Source organism: Devosia sp. (assembly GCF_036406155.1).
In the GTDB taxonomy this organism is placed as follows: domain Bacteria; phylum Pseudomonadota; class Alphaproteobacteria; order Rhizobiales; family Devosiaceae; genus Devosia_A.
Genome location: NZ_DASWVV010000116.1, coordinates 1 through 17,711 on the forward strand (window position 1 = coordinate 1; position 17,711 = coordinate 17,711).

General features: G+C 68.6%; 18 protein-coding genes and 1 tRNA gene. 9 read left to right on the forward strand and 10 right to left on the reverse strand.

Annotated elements, in window-relative coordinates; genetic code table 11:
- Window positions 1–60: 60 nt before the first annotated feature.
- Complete coding sequence (locus VGD93_RS07225; RefSeq protein WP_395010646.1) at window positions 61–1,176, forward strand: TRAP transporter substrate-binding protein; 1,116 nt, start codon at window positions 61–63, stop codon at window positions 1,174–1,176.
- 105 nt (window positions 1,177–1,281) lie between these two features.
- Here the strand turns inward: VGD93_RS07225 and VGD93_RS07230 are convergent, their stop codons facing one another.
- Together VGD93_RS07230 and VGD93_RS07235 are read right to left on the reverse strand one after the other, a co-directional pair.
- Window positions 1,282–2,757, reverse strand: a complete 1,476-nt coding sequence (locus VGD93_RS07230) for a sodium:solute symporter family protein (RefSeq protein WP_395010648.1) — start codon at window positions 2,755–2,757, stop codon at window positions 1,282–1,284.
- Window positions 2,754–2,978, reverse strand: a complete 225-nt coding sequence (locus VGD93_RS07235; protein ID WP_395010650.1) for a hypothetical protein — start codon at window positions 2,976–2,978, stop codon at window positions 2,754–2,756. Before VGD93_RS07235 ends, VGD93_RS07230 begins: the two co-directional genes overlap by 4 nt.
- Window positions 2,979–3,286: 308 nt before the next feature.
- On the opposite strand from VGD93_RS07235, the gene VGD93_RS07240 reads away from it, so the two are divergent.
- Window positions 3,287–4,480, forward strand: a complete 1,194-nt coding sequence (locus VGD93_RS07240; RefSeq protein ID WP_395010652.1) for an amidohydrolase family protein — start codon at window positions 3,287–3,289, stop codon at window positions 4,478–4,480.
- 71 nt (window positions 4,481–4,551) lie between these two features.
- On the opposite strand, the gene VGD93_RS07245 is transcribed toward VGD93_RS07240, so the two are convergent.
- The gene (locus VGD93_RS07245; protein ID WP_395010653.1) at window positions 4,552–4,776 is read right to left on the reverse strand and encodes a hypothetical protein; all 225 of its coding nucleotides are present in this window, start codon (window positions 4,774–4,776) and stop codon (window positions 4,552–4,554) included.
- On the opposite strand from VGD93_RS07245, the gene VGD93_RS07250 reads away from it, so the two are divergent.
- Window positions 4,775–4,990, forward strand: a complete 216-nt coding sequence (locus tag VGD93_RS07250) for a hypothetical protein (RefSeq protein WP_395010655.1) — start codon at window positions 4,775–4,777, stop codon at window positions 4,988–4,990. The two genes, VGD93_RS07245 and VGD93_RS07250, sit on opposite strands and share 2 nt — an antisense overlap.
- Window positions 4,991–5,098: 108 nt before the next feature.
- On the opposite strand, the gene VGD93_RS07255 is transcribed toward VGD93_RS07250, so the two are convergent.
- From VGD93_RS07255 to VGD93_RS07265, 3 genes are all read right to left on the reverse strand, one after another.
- Window positions 5,099–7,297, reverse strand: a complete 2,199-nt coding sequence (locus VGD93_RS07255) for a malate synthase G (protein ID WP_395010657.1) — start codon at window positions 7,295–7,297, stop codon at window positions 5,099–5,101.
- An 88-nt stretch (window positions 7,298–7,385) separates the two neighbouring features.
- Window positions 7,386–8,096 carry a GntR family transcriptional regulator gene (locus tag VGD93_RS07260; protein ID WP_395010659.1) on the reverse strand — a complete coding sequence of 237 codons (711 nt, stop codon included), beginning with the start codon at window positions 8,094–8,096 and terminating at the stop codon, window positions 7,386–7,388.
- Between the two features lie 426 nt (window positions 8,097–8,522).
- Window positions 8,523–9,416: a LysR family transcriptional regulator gene (locus VGD93_RS07265; protein ID WP_395010661.1), complete on the reverse strand. Its 894-nt coding sequence runs from the start codon at window positions 9,414–9,416 to the stop codon at window positions 8,523–8,525.
- A gap of 110 nt (window positions 9,417–9,526) precedes the next feature.
- Between VGD93_RS07265 and VGD93_RS07270 the strand changes: the two genes are divergently transcribed.
- The 6 genes from VGD93_RS07270 to VGD93_RS07295 all read left to right on the forward strand — a co-directional run bounded on the left by VGD93_RS07270 (window position 9,527) and on the right by VGD93_RS07295 (window position 15,343).
- Window positions 9,527–10,555, forward strand: coding sequence for a D-cysteine desulfhydrase (locus tag VGD93_RS07270; protein WP_395010663.1), 1,029 nt, complete (start codon window positions 9,527–9,529; stop codon window positions 10,553–10,555).
- 21 nt (window positions 10,556–10,576) lie between these two features.
- Window positions 10,577–11,776: a DegT/DnrJ/EryC1/StrS family aminotransferase gene (locus VGD93_RS07275; protein WP_395010665.1), complete on the forward strand. Its 1,200-nt coding sequence runs from the start codon at window positions 10,577–10,579 to the stop codon at window positions 11,774–11,776.
- A gap of 1 nt (window position 11,777) precedes the next feature.
- Window positions 11,778–12,521: an aspartate/glutamate racemase family protein gene (locus VGD93_RS07280; protein ID WP_395010667.1), complete on the forward strand. Its 744-nt coding sequence runs from the start codon at window positions 11,778–11,780 to the stop codon at window positions 12,519–12,521.
- Window positions 12,522–12,555: 34 nt separating this feature from the next.
- Complete coding sequence (gene hisD, locus VGD93_RS07285) at window positions 12,556–13,863, forward strand: histidinol dehydrogenase (RefSeq protein ID WP_395010669.1); 1,308 nt, start codon at window positions 12,556–12,558, stop codon at window positions 13,861–13,863.
- Window positions 13,864–13,940: 77 nt separating this feature from the next.
- Window positions 13,941–14,981, forward strand: a complete 1,041-nt coding sequence (locus VGD93_RS07290; protein ID WP_395010671.1) for a YeiH family protein — start codon at window positions 13,941–13,943, stop codon at window positions 14,979–14,981.
- A 286-nt stretch (window positions 14,982–15,267) separates the two neighbouring features.
- Window positions 15,268–15,343: transfer RNA gene (locus VGD93_RS07295), tRNA-Ile, on the forward strand.
- A 120-nt stretch (window positions 15,344–15,463) separates the two neighbouring features.
- Here VGD93_RS07295 and VGD93_RS07300 read toward each other — a convergent pair.
- The 4 genes from VGD93_RS07300 to VGD93_RS07315 all read right to left on the reverse strand — a co-directional run bounded on the left by VGD93_RS07300 (window position 15,464) and on the right by VGD93_RS07315 (window position 17,493).
- Complete coding sequence (locus VGD93_RS07300) at window positions 15,464–16,138, reverse strand: hypothetical protein (protein WP_395010673.1); 675 nt, start codon at window positions 16,136–16,138, stop codon at window positions 15,464–15,466.
- 140 nt (window positions 16,139–16,278) lie between these two features.
- Window positions 16,279–16,590, reverse strand: coding sequence for a hypothetical protein (locus VGD93_RS07305; protein ID WP_395010674.1), 312 nt, complete (start codon window positions 16,588–16,590; stop codon window positions 16,279–16,281).
- A gap of 29 nt (window positions 16,591–16,619) precedes the next feature.
- Window positions 16,620–17,210 carry a DNA-3-methyladenine glycosylase gene (locus VGD93_RS07310; RefSeq protein ID WP_395010676.1) on the reverse strand — a complete coding sequence of 197 codons (591 nt, stop codon included), beginning with the start codon at window positions 17,208–17,210 and terminating at the stop codon, window positions 16,620–16,622.
- 61 nt (window positions 17,211–17,271) lie between these two features.
- A complete protein-coding gene (locus VGD93_RS07315) occupies window positions 17,272–17,493 on the reverse strand; it encodes a hypothetical protein (RefSeq protein WP_395010678.1) in 222 nt (73 codons plus the stop codon).
- Window positions 17,494–17,711: the final 218 nt, after the last annotated feature.

Here is a 17,711-nt window from a genome sequence, read left to right on the forward strand (position 1 = left end):
AGTGCCTGCGGCATCGCCTGGCCGCGATGCCGCCAACCTGAGCAGAGGAGGAGTTTTCTCATGCCAACCATTCTCGACCGCCGAAACTTCTTGGCGAAGGGCGCGCTCGCCGGCGCCGCGGCCGCCGCGAGCACGGCGCTCGCCGCTCCGGCCATCGCCCAGGAGTTGCCCACCCTGCGCTGGCGCCTGACCTCGGGCTTCCCCAACAACCTCGACACCATCTATGGCGGCGCCGAGGTGATGGCCGACGTGCTGTCCAAGATCACCGAAGGCAAGTTCCAGATCCAGGTCTTCCAGGCCGGCGAAATCGTCCCCGGTGCCCAGGCGCTCGACGCGGTGCAGTCCGAGACGGTGCAGATCGCCCATACCTGCGGCTACTACTTCACCGGGAAGAACCCCACCTTCGCCATCGGCTCGACCATTCCCTTCGGCCTCAACGGGCGCCAGCAGAATGCCTGGCTCTACCATGGCGGCGGCAACGAGCTGTACAACGAGTTCCTCAACGAATACGGCCTGGTCGGCATCCCCGGCGGCGCCACCGGTGCCCAGATGGGTGGCTGGTTCCGCAAGGAAATCAACAGCGTCGCCGACCTGCAGGGCGTCAAGATGCGCATTGCCGGTGTCGCCGGCGAGGTCATGTCGCGGCTCGGCGTGGTACCGCAGCAGCTGCCCGGCGGCGACATCTATCCGGCGCTGGAGCGCGGCACGATCGACGCCGCCGAATGGGTCGGGCCGTATGACGACGAGCGCCTCGGCTTCTATCAGATCGCGCCCTACTACTACTACCCGGCCTATTGGGAGGGTGGCCTGACCATCCACTTCTACGTCAACAAGGCCCAGTACGAGGCCCTGCCGGAGACCTACAAGGAGGCGCTGGACGCGGCCTGCAAGGTGGCCAACATCAACATGCAGGCGCTCTACGACGTCAAGAACACGACGGCGATCCGCTCGCTCGTGGGCAAGGGCGTGCAGTTGCGCCCGTTGCCGCGCGACGTGCTCGACGCGGCCTACAAGGCGGCCTTCGCGCTCTATGACGAGTACAGCGCCAGCAATCCGGCGTGGGCCAAGATCTACCCGGCGTGGAAGAAGTTCCGCGACGAAAGCTTCGAGTGGTTCCGCGTGGCCGAGTACACCTACGACAGCTACATGTACGCGGCGCAGGCCAGCGAGCAGTAGGACACAAGGCCCGGCCGGGGCGCCACGCTCCGGCCGGGCCGCCGCGCGTGCGGCGCACCCGCCCCTGGAGCGGTTCCGCGCTGTTCCGTGTTTCCTCGAGATCCGCTAACTCGCGCGCAGCCGGTCGAGCTGCGGCCGCACGTCGTCGATGAACGCCTTGCCACGGTCGGCGGGCGGGGTGGTGGCGAGGCTGACGCCGACGAACAGCGCGATGGACAGGGCGAAGCCGACGACGGCGTAGGGGATGCCCAGGGGGTTGAGGCCAGCAGCCCCGAGGGCGACGACGGCGAGGGCGCCGCCGGCGACGGAGCTGAGCGCTCCGGCCGCCGTGCCGCGGCGCCAGAAGAAGGCGCCGACGATCGCCGGCACCGTGACCAGCAGGGCGCTCGAGGAAGCGACCGACAGCAGCGAAATGAGATTGAGCTGCAGGCTGGCGAACAGCGCCGCCGCCGCGATCAGCACCAGGATCACGACCTTGCCGACGGCCAGTTCGGCCGCGTCGCTCGCCGATTTCACGCTGGCGCGATAGACGTCCCGGCCCACCATGGACGCCAGCGTCAGGGCAATGGAGTCGATGGTGGTGATGGCCGCCGCGACGATGCCGAGCAGCAGCGGGATGGCCAGCCACACCGGGATGGCGCCGGTGGCCAGCAGGGCAGGGGTGGCGAGATCGGGATTGGCCAGATCGGGCACCAGCAGCAGGGCGGAGTAGCCCCACAGGATGGAGATCAGCGTGAACACCAGCCCGAAGCCGAGAAAGCCCAGGATCATGGTGCGCATGGCGCCCAGGTCGCGGGTGGTGAACAGGCGCTGGCTGACCTGCGGGTTGGAGATGGAGAAGAACAGCCAGGGCAGGGTCAGCCCGATGAAGGTGGGCAGGCTGAACAGGCCGGGCCCGGGCTGGTGCAGCCAGGCCCCGTACTCAGCCTCGACGCGGGCGAGGAAGACCGGCACCCCGCCGATGGCGTCGACGACGAACCACAGGGCGAGCAACGCGCTGCCGAGGATGAGGACGGATTGCGCCGCGTCGGTCCAGGCGACCGAGCGCAGGCCGGCAAGCAGTGTCCATGCGGCGGCGAGCACGGCCCCGACGAGGATGCCGACGCCGACCGGGATGGCGCCGCCGCTGACGCCGGACAGCAACAGGCCGATGCCCATCAGCTGCACGGCGCTGTAGGGGACGAGGAAGACGCAGGAGAGCACGGCGACCAGCCCGGCCAGCAGCGGCGAGCCGTAGCGCGCGCCCAGCATCTCGGAGGGGGTGACGAAGCCGAAGCGGCGGCCCACCAGCCAGAAGCGCGGGCCGAAGATCAGCACCAGCCCGAGCCCGGCGAAATAGACGAGCTCGAAGCCGAGGGCGCCGACGCCGCCGCGATAGGTGAGGCCGGCGAGACCCAGCATCATGAAGGCGCTGTAGGTGGTGGCGGCGTAGCTGGCGGCGGAGACCAGCCCGGTGATGCGGCGGCCGCCGAGATAGAAATCCTCGGCGCCGCCGGCGAGCTGCCGGCGGGCCCAGAAGGCGACGGCGAGCCCTGCGATGCCGTAGACGACGAGCGCGATCCAGATGCCGGCGGGGGTCATGGCTGCCCTCCGCGCCCGGCCTCGCCCGAGTCGGGCGGGACGGCGGACACGTTCCAGCGCCAGACGACGAGGCTCAGCAGGCCCCATACCAGGATGCCGAACGCGAGCCAGAAGAGGAAGGCGCCATGCCAGCGGCCGATCCCGGCCAGCAGCGTGTAGGGAACGACATAGGCGGCGAGCAGCAAGGCTCCCAGCCCCCAAAGCCAGCCCGTTCGCTTCATGTTCTGTCCCCCGTCCTGCGCGCGCCCCTAGCAGACGCCGCCTGCCTTGTACATCGCCTGCCGCCGCCATTAGACCAATGGCCGAGCCGGGCCGCCGCGACCCCACACTCTCGGCGTCCGGATTGCACTTGCCGGGCCCGCACGGCTTTACAGCAGGATGGCCCCCGACTATCAAAGCCGCAGCGCCACCGTCGGCGCCGGGCAGCGCCGGCGACGGCGCTTGCGGCGCAAGACTGGCTGACGCTCCCTTCATCGAATTTGCCGGCGCGCCGGCCGACGCCCTTTCCACGCAGCAACGGAAAACCGTCATGCACGACCTGCACTTGAAGAATGTCCGGCCGCTGGGCGCGGCCCCCTGCGACGTCCTGGTCCGCGACGGCGTCATCGTCGAGTGCGGCGCGATCGCGGAGCGGCCCGGCGTCCCCGTCGAGGACGGCGCCAATGCGATCTTGTGGCCGGGGCTGATCGATGCGCACACCCATCTCGACAAGACGACCTGGGGCATGGGCTGGCACGAGAACAACCGCGACGGCGTGCTGCGCAGCCGCATCGACTACGAGCGGGAGAACCGGCTCGCCCTCGGGCTGGACCCGCATCGGCAGTCGATGCGGCACGCCATCGGTCTTGCCGCGCGTGGCGCGACGCATATCCGCAGCCATGTCGATATCGACACGACGCACGGGCTGCGGCTGGTCGAAGGGGTCCAGCAGACGCGCGACAAGCTGCAGGGCGTGATCGACATCGAACTCGTTGCCTTTCCGCAATCGGGCGTGATGTGCATGCCGGGCACGGTGGAGCTGCTGGATGCGGCCCTGTCCAACGGCTGCGAGGTCCTGGGCGGCATCGACCCCTGCGGCATCGACCGCGATCCCAAGGGGCAGCTCGACGTCATCTTCCAGCTCGCGGTGAAACACGGCGTCGATATCGACATCCACCTGCACGAGCCCGGAGAACTCGGCGCCTTCACGATGGAGCTCATCTTCGAGCGGGTGCTGGCCAACGGCATGCAGGGGCGGTTTGCCATCAGCCATGCCTTTGCGCTCGGCATGAACGACTACCAGCGGGTGGGCCGGTTGATCGAACAGATCGCCGAGCTCGACATCGCCATCCTCACCACCGGCGCCCCCTCGGCCACGGTGCCCTCGCTCAAGCGGCTCAAGGAGCACGGCGTCCGCGTCGGTGCCGGGTGCGACGGCATTCGCGACACCTGGGGCCCGTGGGGCCAGCCGGACATGCTCGACCGGGCTAGGATCATCGGCATGAAGAACGGCATGCGCTCGGATGACGATCTGAGGCTGCTGCTCGAGACCGTGTCCAGGGGCGGCGCGGAGGTCATGCGGCTGCAGGATTATGGTGTGCATGTCGGCGCCCGTGCCGACTTCACGCTGCTTGCCGGCGAAACCGTGGCCAATGCGGTCGTCGAGATCGCGCCCCCGCCGCTCGTCGTCAAGGGCGGCCGCGTCGTCGCCCGCCATGGCGTGTGCGTCGTCGACATGCCGTAGCGCCCTGCGCGCCGCCGGGCCAGGCGGAGGCTGCAAGGGCCTCCGCGGACTCGCCCGGAGAATTGCCCGGACTAGTCGCCAGCGACGCGGTGGTCGTCATGGCGCAGGCGCAGCACGCTGAGCCCGGCGGCGACGAGGGCGCAGCTTCCGCCCAGCCAGAGGGCGGCCTGCGCACCGTGCCCGGCGGTGAAGTGGAAGAGGGCGGCAACCAGCGCCGCCCCGCTCGCCTGGCCGAGATTGCCGACGACGCTCGATAGTCCGCCGGCGCGGCCGCTGCGATCGGGCGGTACCGACATGCCCCGGGCCAGGGTGTGGATCGAGATGCATTCGGGCCAGTTCTCGATGCCGGTCTTCGACGCGGAGTGGCTTGCGGCGCAGCCCGACATCGCCTTGGCCGAATTCGCCGCCGTCCTCGCCATGGCTTCGCGCTACGGGCAGCGCGACGTGCCCTGGGACCAGACCCGGCCCGCCGACCGTTTGCCCCAGGCATTCCGGAAGTTCCTGAAGTGACGGCTCGCGCATAGCTGCACGCCCAAGGGTGTTCCGGGCCGGGGCGCGCCTGCGATATCGCAGCGGGTCGTCGTGTCCCGACCCGCTGCACGCTGCGTGTGGTGCGTCCTACGCCCCTGCCGTGCCTGCCGCGCCGGCGCGCGACCGCTTCACCATGCGGCGGTACTTGTGCAGCACCGCCTCGGTGTAGCCGTTGGCGGCGTCGCGCCCCTCGAAGATCAGTTCCTCGGCGGCGCGGAAAGCCGGGGTGTCGAACCCGGGTGACATCGGGATGTAGCCCGGTTCCCCCTTGTTCTGCTCGTCGACCACCTGCGCCATGGCGCGCATCGTCTCGCGCACCGTCGGCTCGTCGACGATGCCGTGATGCAGCCAGTTGGCGACATGCTGGGTGCTGATGCGCACCGTCGCCCGATCCTCCATCAGGCGCACGCCGCCCAGATCGGGAACCGTCGAGCAGCCGATCCCCTGGTCGATCCAGCGCACAACGTAGCCGAGCACGCCCTGCAAATTGTTGCGCAGCTCCTCGGTGATGGCGTCGGCGCCGAGCGGGGCGGCGGCGACGGGGGGGGTCAGCAAGTCGGGGAGCCGCGAGCGGATGCCTTCACGCAGCCGCTGCTGCACTGCCCTGACGTTCACCTGATGGTAGTGCAGGACATGCAGGACGGCAGCGGTGGGGGTCGGCACCCAGGCGGTGCTGGCACCGGCCCCGGGGTGACGGCCCTTCTGGGCGAGCATCGCCTGCATGCGATCGGGTGCCGCCCACATGCCCTTGCCGATCTGGGCGCGGCCCGGCAGGTTGCGCGCGAGGCCGACATCGACATTGTTGTGCTCGTAGGCCGACAGCCAGGGCTGCCCCATCATGTCGCCCTTGCGCACCACCGGGCCCGCTTCCATGACGCTGTGGATTTCGTCGCCGGTGCGGTCGAGGAAGCCCGTGTTGATGAACACGGTGCGGTCGCGCACCTTCGACAGGCAGGCGGCGAGGTTCACCGACGTCCGCCGCTCCTCGTCCATCACCCCGATCTTCATGGTGTAGCGCGCGAGGCCGTAGAGTTCCTCGATCCGCCGGAACAGCGCGTCGGCCAGCCCCACCTCGTCCGGGCCGTGCATCTTCGGCTTGACGACGTAGACCGAGCCGGTGCGGCTGTTGGGCACGGGGGTCCGGCCGGCAATGTCGGGCAGCGCGCACGCGATGGTCACGGCCGCATCGAGAATGCCTTCGGGAATGGGGTTGCCCTCGGCGTCGAGCACCGCGTCCGTGAACATGTGGGGTCCGACGTGGCGGATCAGCATCACGGCGCGGCCGTGCAGGGTGAGGCTCGCCCCGTCGGGTGCGGTGTAGTGCCGGTCACTTGCCAGCGTCCGCTCGAAGTCGTCGCCCGGTTTGGTGACGCGCGCCGAGAGCGTGCCCGCCATCAGGCCGAGCCAGTTGCGGTAGATTGCAACCTTGTCGTCGGCATCGACTGCCGCAACGGCGTCCTCCATGTCCATGATCACCGAGGCGGCGGCTTCGACCACGATGTCGGCGACGCCCGCGGCCTGCCGGCGCCCCACGGGGTGTTCGCGGTCGATGGCCAGTTCGACGTGCAGGCGGTTATTGACGAGGAGCAGGGCAGTCGGCTCGTGGCGCGGGCCGCGGAAGCCGGCGAAGGCGCCATTGTCCCGCAGCGGGGTGGCAGTGCCGTCGGCGAAGCGCGCGAGCAGGCGGTCGGCATCCACGACGTAGGCCGTGACGTCGGCATGCGAGCCCGACGCCAGGGGAAAAACGGCATCGAGCCAGGCGCCGACATAGGCAAACACCGCCGACATCTGCTCGTCGTCGATGCCGTCGCCGGGCTTCGGCAGGCGGCCGAGCGCATCGGTGCCATAGAGCGCGTCATAGAGGCTGCCCCAACGGGCATTGGCCGCGTTCAGCGCGTAGCGCGCGTTCGAGAGCGGCACCACCAACTGGGGAGCCGCGAGAATGGCGATTTCGGCGTCGACGTTCTTGGTCGCGACGCGATAGGCGTCCGGGGCAGGCTCGGGGACGAGGTAGCCGATCTCACGCAGGAAGGCCTCGTAGGCGACGGGATCGTGCGGCGCGCCCTTGCCGGCGCGGTGGTAGTCATCCAGCCGTGCCTGGAGTTCGGCGCGGGTGCCCAGCAGTTCATGAAAGCGTGGCGTCAGATCCGTGACGATCGCGGCAAGCCCCGACCAGAAGTGGTCGGCCGCGACGCCGGCGAAGGGAAGCACCTCCTCCTCCACGAACGCGCTGAGCGCCGGATGGACGGAGAGGCCGGCGACATGCCGGTAACCTGCGGCTGACATGGAGGACTCCTTGCGTCGGGCAGTGACTGTCGGGATACGTCAATGCCATAGATTGGATACGATCACAAGAAGTCGGCGATACAAGTACTCAGAGGTAGCGTGAAAGGATATCGCCGAGATCGCGCTCCGGGCGCTTCGGCGTGCCGATATTCGCCCGGTCATAGACCTGGCGCAGGTGGTCGGTGATGGCCTCGGCGCTCGCCTCCGGGTCGCGCTTGCGCAGCGCCGCGAGGATGGCCTCGTGCTCGTCGACGCTGCAATCGGACTCCTGGTGCACGCTGTGCTGCGCGAGGATCAGCGACGTGCGCGATATGAGCAGCGTGAGGAAGCCGGCAAGCACCTGGTTGCCCGCCATCTGGGCGGCCAGGAGATGGAACTCTCCGGAGAGGATGATGGCCTGCGCCCGGTCCCCGCCATGCTCGAGCGCGTGCTCGCGCTTCAGATGCTGTTCGAGTTCGCCGAGTTGCCTGTTGGTGATGAGGCCGGCAAGGCGGGAGAAAATCTCGCGCTCGATGGCGGTGCGCGCTTCAAACACCTGGCGGGCCTCGTCGGGAGTGGTCGTCGCGACGAACGCGCCGCGGTTCTGCCGGAACTCGACCAGTGCCTCGCTGTGCAGCCGGTTGAGCGCGGCGCGCACGATGGTCCGGCTTACCGAGAACAGGGCGCCGATCGGTTCTTCGCTCAGCTTGGTGCCGGGGGTCAGTTCCTGGGCCAGGATGGCGCGGGAGAGCGCCTGATAAATGGCATCGACCCGTGTGTTGGCCTTGTCGTCTCCGTTCGGTTGAGCCTTCGTATCCATGCGTCTTCATCCCTGGTTGCATCAAAACAGATGCATCCAGACACGGCTGAACACAAGAAAAATACGATCCAGCGTGAGGGCGGACACAGTGCCGGCGTACCCGCCTGTCGCCCAGGCCATTCTGGGGGGTGCGCGACTGCCCCAGCAGGAGCCCGAATGGACCGGAAATGCGGCGGATTGTGCCGCTGCCACCAAGGTAGGATGCGTCCGGCGCTGCCGCGCATGATCCGGTCCGCACCGTGCTTGGCGGCCTCGCGCTCAGGCATGGCCGCCATGGTGGCGGCGTTGGCCGGCCAGCTCGCTCCCGAAATCGCCAATCTCGGACACTGGGAGTGAAAAGACATGTATCCAACAAGCCGCAGCTGACCACACGCGTTTCCGGCGGCAGTCCGACCGCCACCGCTACGAACCGGCAAGTGGCCGCGTCTACAGGGGTCCCGTTCCGATGGCGTCCCACACCGCTGCCTCCGTCGCTGACTTGTGACCCTCCAGCCGCTGGACGGTGATCGAAAAGGTGGTTCCCGGCAGGATGTCGGCGAGGCTCTCGAGGCGTCCCAGGCGCAGATCGGATTCGGCGAGGGACTCGGGAACCCAGGCGACTCCCACCCCGGCCAACGCCAGTTGCAGTGCCGCCAGGGTGAGGGCGGTCTCCGCGCGCTTGCGCAGGATGATGGCGTTCATCAGGGGATAGATCTCCCGCGCCATCGCCTCGCCCATGAAGACGTTTGACGGGTAGGTGATGACGGGGATCTCGCCGCGGGCATGGTCGGCCCGGAACCTACCGGCGCACGCCGTGGCGGCAACCGCCACGAAACGCTCCTCGCCGATGATCTTTTCCTCGATGTAGTGCCCCCTGGTGCGCGGCTCTTCGTAATTGGCCCGGTAGGTGAGGGTCATGTCGGCCTGCCTGGTCAGGAGCATGGCCGTGCATTCATCGCGGTTCGCCGAGCGGAGCCGGATGTTGACGTCGAGCTCGGACGCCAGGAACTTGACAAACTGCGGCACGACCGAGGTCGTCAGGGCATGCGGGCTGGCGACGATGACCTGGTTGTGACCCTTGCGGTCCTGACTGCGCAGGTCCTGGACGAGCTCGCGGGTCAGCGAGACGATCTCGCGAATCCGGAGTTCCTGGTCTTTCACGCCGGCCAGCAGCGTCGCCGGCTTGCGGGAGCGATCGAGCAGTTCGACGCCCAGATGCTCCTCGATGGCGGCGATGCGCCTGGAGAAGGCGGGCTGTGTGAGCAGCCGCGCTTCGGCCGCCTTGTTGAGGGCGCCGTTGTCCATGATCGCCAGGATGTCCTCCAGCCATTCGCCGCGCATGCCGTGCTCCCGATATGCAGAGGCTGCATATTGCATCACAAATTATGCATTTGAAAAGTACAGAAAGTTGCGTGATTGTATCACGACGATATCCAAGAGGAGCCATTCACATGCACCTGGCGCGTTTTCCGCGGATCCGAGTGGGCCATTTCCCGACCCCTCTGGAACCCCTGCCGCGACTGTCGAGCGCCCTGAATGGCCCGGAGTTGTGGATCAAGCGGGACGATTGCACTGGCCTGTCGACGGGCGGCAACAAGACCCGCAAGCTCGAATTCCTCATGGCGGAGGCGATGGCGCAGGGCGCCGACCTGGTCATGACGCAGGGCGCGACGCAGTCCAACCATGCCCGCCAGACGGCCGCCTTTGCGGCCAAGCTCGGCCTGGACTGCCACATTCTGCTGGAGGATCGTACCGGATCGAACGACCCCAACTACAATTTCAACGGCAATGTCTTCCTGGATCACCTGCATGGGGCGACCACCGAGAAGCGGCCGGGCGGACTCGACATGAACGCCGAACTGGAGCTGCGCGCCGACCGCTTCCGCAAGGAGGGGCGCAAGGTCTATACGATCCCCGGGGGCGGCTCGAACCCGACAGGCGCACTCGGCTACGCGAACTGTGCGCTGGAACTGGTGAGCCAAGCCAACGATCTCGGGCTTGCCATCGACCATATCGTGCATGCGACCGGCAGTGCCGGCACCCAGGCCGGGCTCGTCGTCGGCCTCAAGGCGATCAACGCCAACATCCCGTTGTTGGGCATCGGTGTGCGGGCGCCGCGGCAGAAGCAGGAGGACAACGTCTTTGCCCTCGCCGTCGCCACGGCCGAGAAACTGGGATGCCCGGGAGTGGTGCAGCGCGACGACGTCGTGGCGAACACCGACTACGTGGGCGACGGCTACGGCATCCCGACGCCCGCCGGTCTCGAGGCGATCGAGATGTTCGCCCGTCTCGAGGGGATCCTTCTCGATCCCGTGTACTCCGGCAAGGGAGCGGCCGGCCTGATCGACCTCGTGCGCAAGGGCCGCTTCAAGAAGGGCGAGCGCGTCGTTTTCGTCCATACCGGCGGCTCGGCGGCACTGTTCGGATACACCGCCGCCTTCGGATACGACCAGGGCGCGGCGTCCGTGGCGTCCGCGTAAGGACTCGAAGGGCACCCCATCATGAAGCGCTTTCGCGGCAACTTCACCCAGCAGGAGCCAATCGGCGAGGAAGCGATCGCCGCTGCGGTGGAGGTTTTGCGGTCGGGGCGCCTGCACCGCTACAACACCGCCGCCGGCGAGCGCTCGATCGTGTCGTCGCTGGAAGCGGAATACGCTGCCTATCAACAGGCGAAATATTGTCTCGCCTGCGCGTCGGGCGGCTACGCGATGGGCATTGCCTTGCGGGCTGCCGGCCTGCAGCCGGGCGAGCGCGTGCTCACCAATGCCTTCACGCTGGCGCCGGTGCCCGGCGCGATCGTCGGCGCCGGCGGCAAGCCGGTCCTCGTCGAGATCACCAGCGATCTGGCCATCGACCTCGATGACCTCGCCCGCAAGATCGACGCGACGGGCGCCCGCTTCCTGCTGCTGTCCAACATGCGCGGCCACCTTGCCGACATGGAGCGCCTGCAGGGGCTCGTCGAAAGGGCAGGGGTCACGCTGATCGAGGATTGCGCACACACCATGGGCGCCACCTGGAAGGGCGTGAAGAGCGGCAATTTCGGCTTGGCCGGCTGCTTCAGCACGCAGACCTACAAGCACCTGAATTCGGGCGAAGGCGGCCTGATCACCTCCGACGACCCGCAATTCATGGCGCGGGCGATCCTGCTGTCCGGCTCGTACATGCTCTATGAGCGCCATGGCGCCGCCCCCGACGCCGCGGTGTTCGAGACGGTACGGCTCGATACGCCCAACATGTCGGGCCGCATGGACAACCTGCGGGCCGCGATCCTGCGGCCCCAGCTGGCCGGCCTGGAGACGAATATCGAGCGCTGGAACGAGCGGTACCGCGCCGTCGAGCGCAAGCTGAGAGACATCCCGCGCATCGCGATTCCCGTGCGGCCCAACGAAGAGCGTTTCGTGGGAAGCTCGATCCAGTTCCGCGTCCCCGGCATTTCGGCGCAGGCCGCGCAGGCCTTCGTGGCAGCGAACCGCGAGCTCGGCGTCGAACTGAAGTGGTTCGGGGCCGACATGCCGGTGGCGTTCACCAGCAATCACCACAGCTGGAAGTATGTCGAAGCCCAGTCGGTGCCGGTCACCGATGAGCTTCTCTCCGGCCTGTTCGACATGCGGATCCCGCTGACGTTCACGCTCGATGACTGCGAACTCATCGGGGATATCATCGGCCATTGCGCCGCCGAGCTGCGCGTGGGGGAGCCCTGAAGTGCGTGCTCCCCTGCGCAGGATCGGAATCATCGGCGGCATGGGGCCCGAAGCGACGGTGCTGCTCATGACGCGGGTCATCGCGCGCATTGCGGCAGCCGACGACGCCGACCACGTGCCGATGATCGTCGACAACAACACCCAGGTCCCGTCCCGGATCAAGGCGCTGATCGAAGGCGGCGGCGAGGATCCCGGGCCGGTTCTCGCCGGCATGGCGCGGGGCCTCGAGGCGGCCGGGGCGGAGGCGCTCGCCATGCCCTGCAACACTGCCCACAACTACGCCGCGCGCATCGTCGAGGCGGCGACGATACCCTTCCTGGACATGGTCGAACTTGCCGCGGAACGGGTGGCGGGCATGGCGACGGCCGACTTCGCCGTCGGGATCCTGGCGTCGCCGGCGGTCCGCCTGACCGGGATATACGATCGGGCGTTCGCCCGGCGGCAGCTCACGACGCTCTATCCATCGGATGAACAGCGCATGCTCGCGGCCATCCGCGCCATAAAGCGCTCCAGCAGCGACCCGGCGGCGCGCGAGACATTGCGGGAGGCGGCGGCCGAACTGGTCGCGGCGGGCGCACAGGCCCTGCTCGTCGCCTGCAGCGAGTTTTCGATCGTAAGCGATGCCATCCCGGACAAGTACCGAGTCGTCGACAGCATGGACGTGCTCGCGGACGCGGTCGTGGACTTCGCAAGGACGGGAGCGCCGCCGCGAGGCCTGGGGACCGTGTGCAGGGCCGTGACGTGAGACGGCGAACAGAAGTGCTGTTGAGGTGCAGAGCATGTCGATAAACTATCTCAAGCGGGCGACGCGCACGGCCGAGAGCGGCCAGGACGAGGTCCGCCATGCCGTCCAGTCGATGCTGGAGCGGATCGAGCGCGACGGCGATGCAGCCGCCCTGGGCTTCGCCCGGGACCTGGATGACTGGCGGGGGGACGTGCTGGTTTCGGAGGCGGAACTGGCAGCGGCCGAGCGGGCCGTTCCGGAAAGGCTCAAGGCCGACATCCGCTTCGCGCACGACAATATCCGCCGCTTCGCCGAGGCGCAGAAGGCCACCATCTCGGACTGCCAGATCGAGGTGCAGCCCGGGTTCTGGGCCGGCCAGAAGCAGATCCCGGTCGAGGCGGCCGGCTGCTACGTGCCCGGCGGCCGCTACAGCCACATCGCGTCCGCGATCATGACCATAACGACAGCCAAGGTGGCCGGCGTCTCCCATATCGCCGCCTGCTCGCCCCCCAAGCCTGGAACGGGCATTCCCGCCGCGATGCTCTATACGATGCAGCTCTGCGGCGCCGACCGGATCCTGAACCTCGGCGGGGTGCAGGGGATCGCCGCCATGGCGTTCGGCCTGTTCGGGTTGCCCAAGGCCGATATTCTCGTCGGTCCGGGAAACCAGTACGTGGCCGAGGCGAAGCGGATCCTGTTCGGCCGCGTCGGCATCGACATGTTCGCCGGGCCGACGGATTCGATGGTGGTGGCGGACAGTTCCGCCGATCCGGCCCTCGTGGCCGCGGATCTCGTGGGGCAGGCCGAGCATGGCTACAACTCTCCCGTCTGGCTCGTCACCGACAGCGCAGAGCTCGCCGACGCGGTGGAGGAGGCCGTGCCCGGGCTGATTGCCTCCCTGCCGGAGCTGAACGCCAGGAGCGCGGCTGCGGCCTGGCGGGACTACGCCGAGATAATCCTGTGCTCCGACCGCGACGAGATGGCCGCCATCGCGGACGCCTACGCCCCGGAACACCTGCACGTCCAGGCCCGGGATCTCGACTGGTGGCTGGGGCGCCTGCGAGCCTATGGCTCGCTGTTCCTCGGCGAAGAGACCACGGTCGCATTCGGCGACAAGGCGGCCGGGCCCAACCATGTGCTGCCCACGTCGGGAGCCGCTCGCTACACCGGGGGCCTGTCCGTCCACAAGTACATGAAGACGGTGACCTGGCAGCGCAGCACCCGGCAGGGCTCGCGGGCGATCGCCGAAGCCACGGCCCGCATCTCGCGGCTGGAAGGAATGGAGGGGCACGCCCGCACGGCCGACGTCCGGCTGGCCAAGTTCTTCCCGACGGAGGCCTTCGCGCTGAGCGCGGGCGAATAGGCTGCGGCCGTTCGCCCCCGGTGGGGCCGGTGCCTCTGCCGCGACCTGGAAACCACCCGACCACGAGGATTGGTGCGATGAGGCCTGCCTCAGCGATACAGCTGCGCTTCCAGGGCCTGTCTGCGGCAGTGCAGAGCTATTGGCCCGGCCTCGCCGTCACCGCGGCGGTGGCGATTGCCGCCCGCTTCCTGTCGGATCACTACGGCGCTCCGGCCATGCTGATGGCGCTGTTGCTGGGCATCGCCTTCCACTTCGTGTCGGAGGAAGCCCGTTTTGCCGCCGGCATCGATTTTTGTGCCAGGAACGTCCTGCGCATCGGCGTCGCCCTGCTCGGCATGCGCATCAGCGTCGACCTGCTGGTCGGGCTGGGTGCCGGCACGGTGCTGCTGCTGGCGGCGGCCATTGCCGCAACCATCGCCTTCGGCCTCGTTGCAGCGCGGCTGCTTGGGCGCGGCTGGCGGCTGGCGCTGCTCACCGGCGGGTCCGTCGCCATCTGCGGCGCCTCGGCGGCGATGGCGATAGCCGCGGTGCTGCCCAGGAACGAGTTTTCGGAGCGCAACCTGATCTTCACGGTACTGTCGGTGACCGTGCTTTCCACCCTGGCAATGATCGCCTATCCGATCGTCGCCCAGGCGATGGGGCTCGACGACCGCGCCGTCGGCATCTTCTTCGGCGGCACCATCCACGACGTCGCTCAGGTCGTGGGCGCCGGCTTTTCGGTGTCGCCGGAAGCCGGCGAGACGGCAACGCTGGTGAAACTGATCCGGGTGAGCCTGCTTGCACCGGTCGTGCTGCTCATTTCCATCGCCACGCGCAACGTGCCGCAACCGGCCGGCGAGGGCGGGAAGCGCCCGCCGCTGCTGCCCGGCTTCGTCATTGCCTTCCTTCTCTTCGCCGCCGCCAATTCGCTGGGGCTCGTTCCCGCGATGGTATCGGAAGGCGGCATGAAAGCGTCGCACTGGGCCCTGCTTGCCGGCATCGTCGCCGTCGGCATGAAGACGTCGCTGCGCCGCGTGCTCGACGTCGGCGGCGACGCGATCGCCCTCGTCGTCGCCGAGACGATCTTCATCGGCCTGTTCATCCTGGCCGGCATCTACTTCCTGGAGCACGCCGGGTGAGGGGGCCTGAGCGCCCCCCACCGACGGCGGCGCTCAGGCCGCCGCTTCCGGGGTTTCCAGGCCCCGCCCGCCTTGCGGTGGTGGGCCAGCGCCCCCCGGGGACCGCCACGGCGACGCCTCGGCACCACCAACCCCGACGGCACGACCAAGGCGTCGTGAGACCCGCGCCGGCGCCTCGCAAGGGTGCCGGCGCTTCCGTCCCGGCGGCTCCGCCGTGCATCCGCCCATGACGGACGCAGTTTCGCCTTGACCGGGGAATGCGTGAGCCCCTAGGAACGCTGGCGCCGGGCCCATAGCTCAATGGTTAGAGCCGACCGCTCATAACGGTCTGGTTCCAGGTTCGAGTCCTGGTGGGCCCACCAATCTTTTCAGTGCGTTAGCACCGCATCGTGTCTTCTATCTGGTTCATCGAACCTAGGACACCGACTTGGCGCGCTGGCGGCGGTCCGTGTGTCCGCCCCGCCGGCGCGGGTTGCCCCCGGTCAGCCGGCTGCCCAAGGGGTCTTGAGGCGGGTATACTCGTGAATGTACCTGCCCGCCGCGGCTTTCTGCGGAGGCAGGATGTCCGACAGGCTTCGCTGGGCGGCGTCCAATGCGCCGAGTGAGCAGGCCTCCACCAGTATCACCCAGCGCGGCGGGGCTTCGATGTCCTGGCGGCCCCTGGTCTCGGCGGTCGTGGTAGCCGAGGCCGCCTCGTCGGCCTCGAGGAGGTGCGCTCCGGTGATCTCCGCCGCGTCAGCGAGGCTCATGAGCCGGTGCTTGAGAGCCCCGACCGCGGTCTCCTCATCCCCGGACATGGCAAAGCGGATGGTCAGGAGGGTGCCGCCCGGACCCACGCCAAAGCTGGCGACAACCCTCGCCAGCGCCCGCGACGTCGTCTGGAAATGCGCCATCGTCGCGCGCGTCCAGGCCGTTGGCGCATTGAGGCGGCCGAGGTAGTCGCTGCCGAGCACGGTTTCGAACGCCAGCGTCTCGTAGAGCGTGAAGAACTCCGGATGCGTCAGGTCATCGGCGGCCCGATAGCGACGTCCGCGGAGGAAGCCGGGAATGCCCACCCGCTCGGGCATGTGCTCGTGCAGGTGCCATTGGTAGAACGACGCGCGGCCGGCCTGCGAGATGCCGTTCCAGATCGCGACCGCACCCTCACCGGCAAGCATGTCCCACTCCCAAGACCCTCAACGAAATCGGCTTCACCGCCAGGCGCATCCGCCCATCCCCTGACCCGTCGGATGAACCGCGCAGGTTCCTCGAAACATCCCGACGGCAAGGGTTCCGGGCCCGCGCCCCGGCCACCGGCTCAGGCGGCGTCGCCGTTCCCGGACGGCGCGCGCAGGGCCTGCAGCTCGGCTTCCGCCTTGAGCGCCCGGTCGCGCCATTCGCCGATGCTCAGCCCGTCGAGGCGTTCGGTGGCAGGGCGCTCCGCCGCGTCTGCGGGCTCGGCCATCACGGAGCCGGTGAGCCGGGCGTGCAGGGCGCGCAGATACACTTCGTCGTCGGGGTCGAGCTTGCCGGCCGAGAATTCCGCCAGCATGCGGTTGAGCTCGGTGAGGGTCTCGTCGTTCATGGTGCCGGTGGCGATCAGTTCCTTGATGAGCTGGTCGATCTGCAAGCGTGTTCTCCCGATGTTGGCGGCGCACCCTAGCGAAGTCGGCCCCGCGAGGGAACCTCCGGGGCGGCCGCGCGCGGGAATTTGCGGCTGAGGTAGGCCGAGCCGGCGATGCCGAAGCGCCACGGCTTGTCGACGGCCTTGGAAATGCCGATGCGCGGGCCGCTGACGATCGGCGGCGGCGTTTCGGCCAGGGTGAGCGTGAAGGGCGGCCGCTCCAGCCACTGGCCGTCGAATGCGCGCGTGACGCCGAGCGCGGCGCACAGCTTGCCGGGGCCGGAGGCGAGTTGGCGCGGATCGTCGAGGCCGCGCCGCGCCGCCATGGTGGCGAGCCCCTGCGTCGGCTCGAGCGCGCGGATCAGCACGGCGCTGGCGCCGGCGCACACGAAGTTCATGCACCAGTGGATGCCGTAGGAGCGGTACACGTAGACGCGGGCCGGCGGCCCGAACATCGAGCGGTTGCGCGGCGTCGGGCCGGCGAAGGAATGGGAGGCCGGATCGGTGGGGTGGTAGGCCTCGGTCTCGACGATGACGCCGCCGACGCCGTCCACGAGGAAGGTGGCGCCCAAGAGGTCGCGGGCGACAATGGTGACCTCGCGGTCGAAAAACCCGGCAAGTGACATCGGCGAGGGGTGCGCTCCTGGCTCGCCTAGATGCCGCGAACGAGGGCGGAAGGCAAGCGGCTCAGGCCAGCTTCTTGGGCCTGGTGTTGATGCCGGCCTTGATGCGGCCCACGGCGATGCCCATGGTCAGGTCGACGGCGCCGGCGGTAGCCGCCGGGCCGAGGCTGGACAGCGCAAAGGCGTTGCGCTCCTGCTGCCTGAGATAGGCGCGGGCGTCGGCCCGCCGCTTGAGGCGCGCGGCCTCGGCCTCCTCGTGCAGGGAGGGCCGGGGCAGCCAGTTCATCGTGCGCTTCTCGATCCGCATGCGGGCAGGGTGGAGGCAAGGTCTTAACGATTGCTTACCCGGCGCTTGCCGGCCGGCTGCCGGCGTGACAGGAACGGCGGAAACAGGGGACCGGCGCCATGACAGAAACACCCAGGTTCGGCACCAGCGGCCTGCGCGGGCTGGCCCGCGACCTCGCCGGGCCGCCGGCAAGGCGCTACGTCGCGGCGTTCCTTGCG

Excerpts from the sequence above, each read along its gene's own strand:
- VGD93_RS07315 (WP_395010678.1), bottom strand. The coding sequence starts at position 17,493 with ATGAACTGGCTGCCCCGGCCCTCCCTGCACGAGGAGGCCGAGGCCGCG.
- VGD93_RS07310 (WP_395010676.1), bottom strand. The coding sequence starts at position 17,210 with ATGTCACTTGCCGGGTTTTTCGACCGCGAGGTCACCATTGTCGCCCGC.
- VGD93_RS07290 (WP_395010671.1), top strand. The coding sequence starts at position 13,941 with ATGAGGCCTGCCTCAGCGATACAGCTGCGCTTCCAGGGCCTGTCTGCG.
- VGD93_RS07260 (WP_395010659.1), bottom strand. The coding sequence starts at position 8,096 with ATGGATACGAAGGCTCAACCGAACGGAGACGACAAGGCCAACACACGG.
- VGD93_RS07250 (WP_395010655.1), top strand. The coding sequence starts at position 4,775 with ATGCCCCGGGCCAGGGTGTGGATCGAGATGCATTCGGGCCAGTTCTCG.
- VGD93_RS07270 (WP_395010663.1), top strand. The coding sequence starts at position 9,527 with ATGCACCTGGCGCGTTTTCCGCGGATCCGAGTGGGCCATTTCCCGACC.
- hisD (WP_395010669.1), top strand. The coding sequence starts at position 12,556 with ATGTCGATAAACTATCTCAAGCGGGCGACGCGCACGGCCGAGAGCGGC.
- VGD93_RS07300 (WP_395010673.1), bottom strand. The coding sequence starts at position 16,138 with ATGCTTGCCGGTGAGGGTGCGGTCGCGATCTGGAACGGCATCTCGCAG.
- VGD93_RS07235 (WP_395010650.1), bottom strand. The coding sequence starts at position 2,978 with ATGAAGCGAACGGGCTGGCTTTGGGGGCTGGGAGCCTTGCTGCTCGCC.
- VGD93_RS07225 (WP_395010646.1), top strand. The coding sequence starts at position 61 with ATGCCAACCATTCTCGACCGCCGAAACTTCTTGGCGAAGGGCGCGCTC.
- VGD93_RS07230 (WP_395010648.1), bottom strand. The coding sequence starts at position 2,757 with ATGACCCCCGCCGGCATCTGGATCGCGCTCGTCGTCTACGGCATCGCA.
- VGD93_RS07245 (WP_395010653.1), bottom strand. The coding sequence starts at position 4,776 with ATGTCGGTACCGCCCGATCGCAGCGGCCGCGCCGGCGGACTATCGAGC.
- VGD93_RS07240 (WP_395010652.1), top strand. The coding sequence starts at position 3,287 with ATGCACGACCTGCACTTGAAGAATGTCCGGCCGCTGGGCGCGGCCCCC.
- VGD93_RS07275 (WP_395010665.1), top strand. The coding sequence starts at position 10,577 with ATGAAGCGCTTTCGCGGCAACTTCACCCAGCAGGAGCCAATCGGCGAG.
- VGD93_RS07265 (WP_395010661.1), bottom strand. The coding sequence starts at position 9,416 with ATGCGCGGCGAATGGCTGGAGGACATCCTGGCGATCATGGACAACGGC.
- VGD93_RS07255 (WP_395010657.1), bottom strand. The coding sequence starts at position 7,297 with ATGTCAGCCGCAGGTTACCGGCATGTCGCCGGCCTCTCCGTCCATCCG.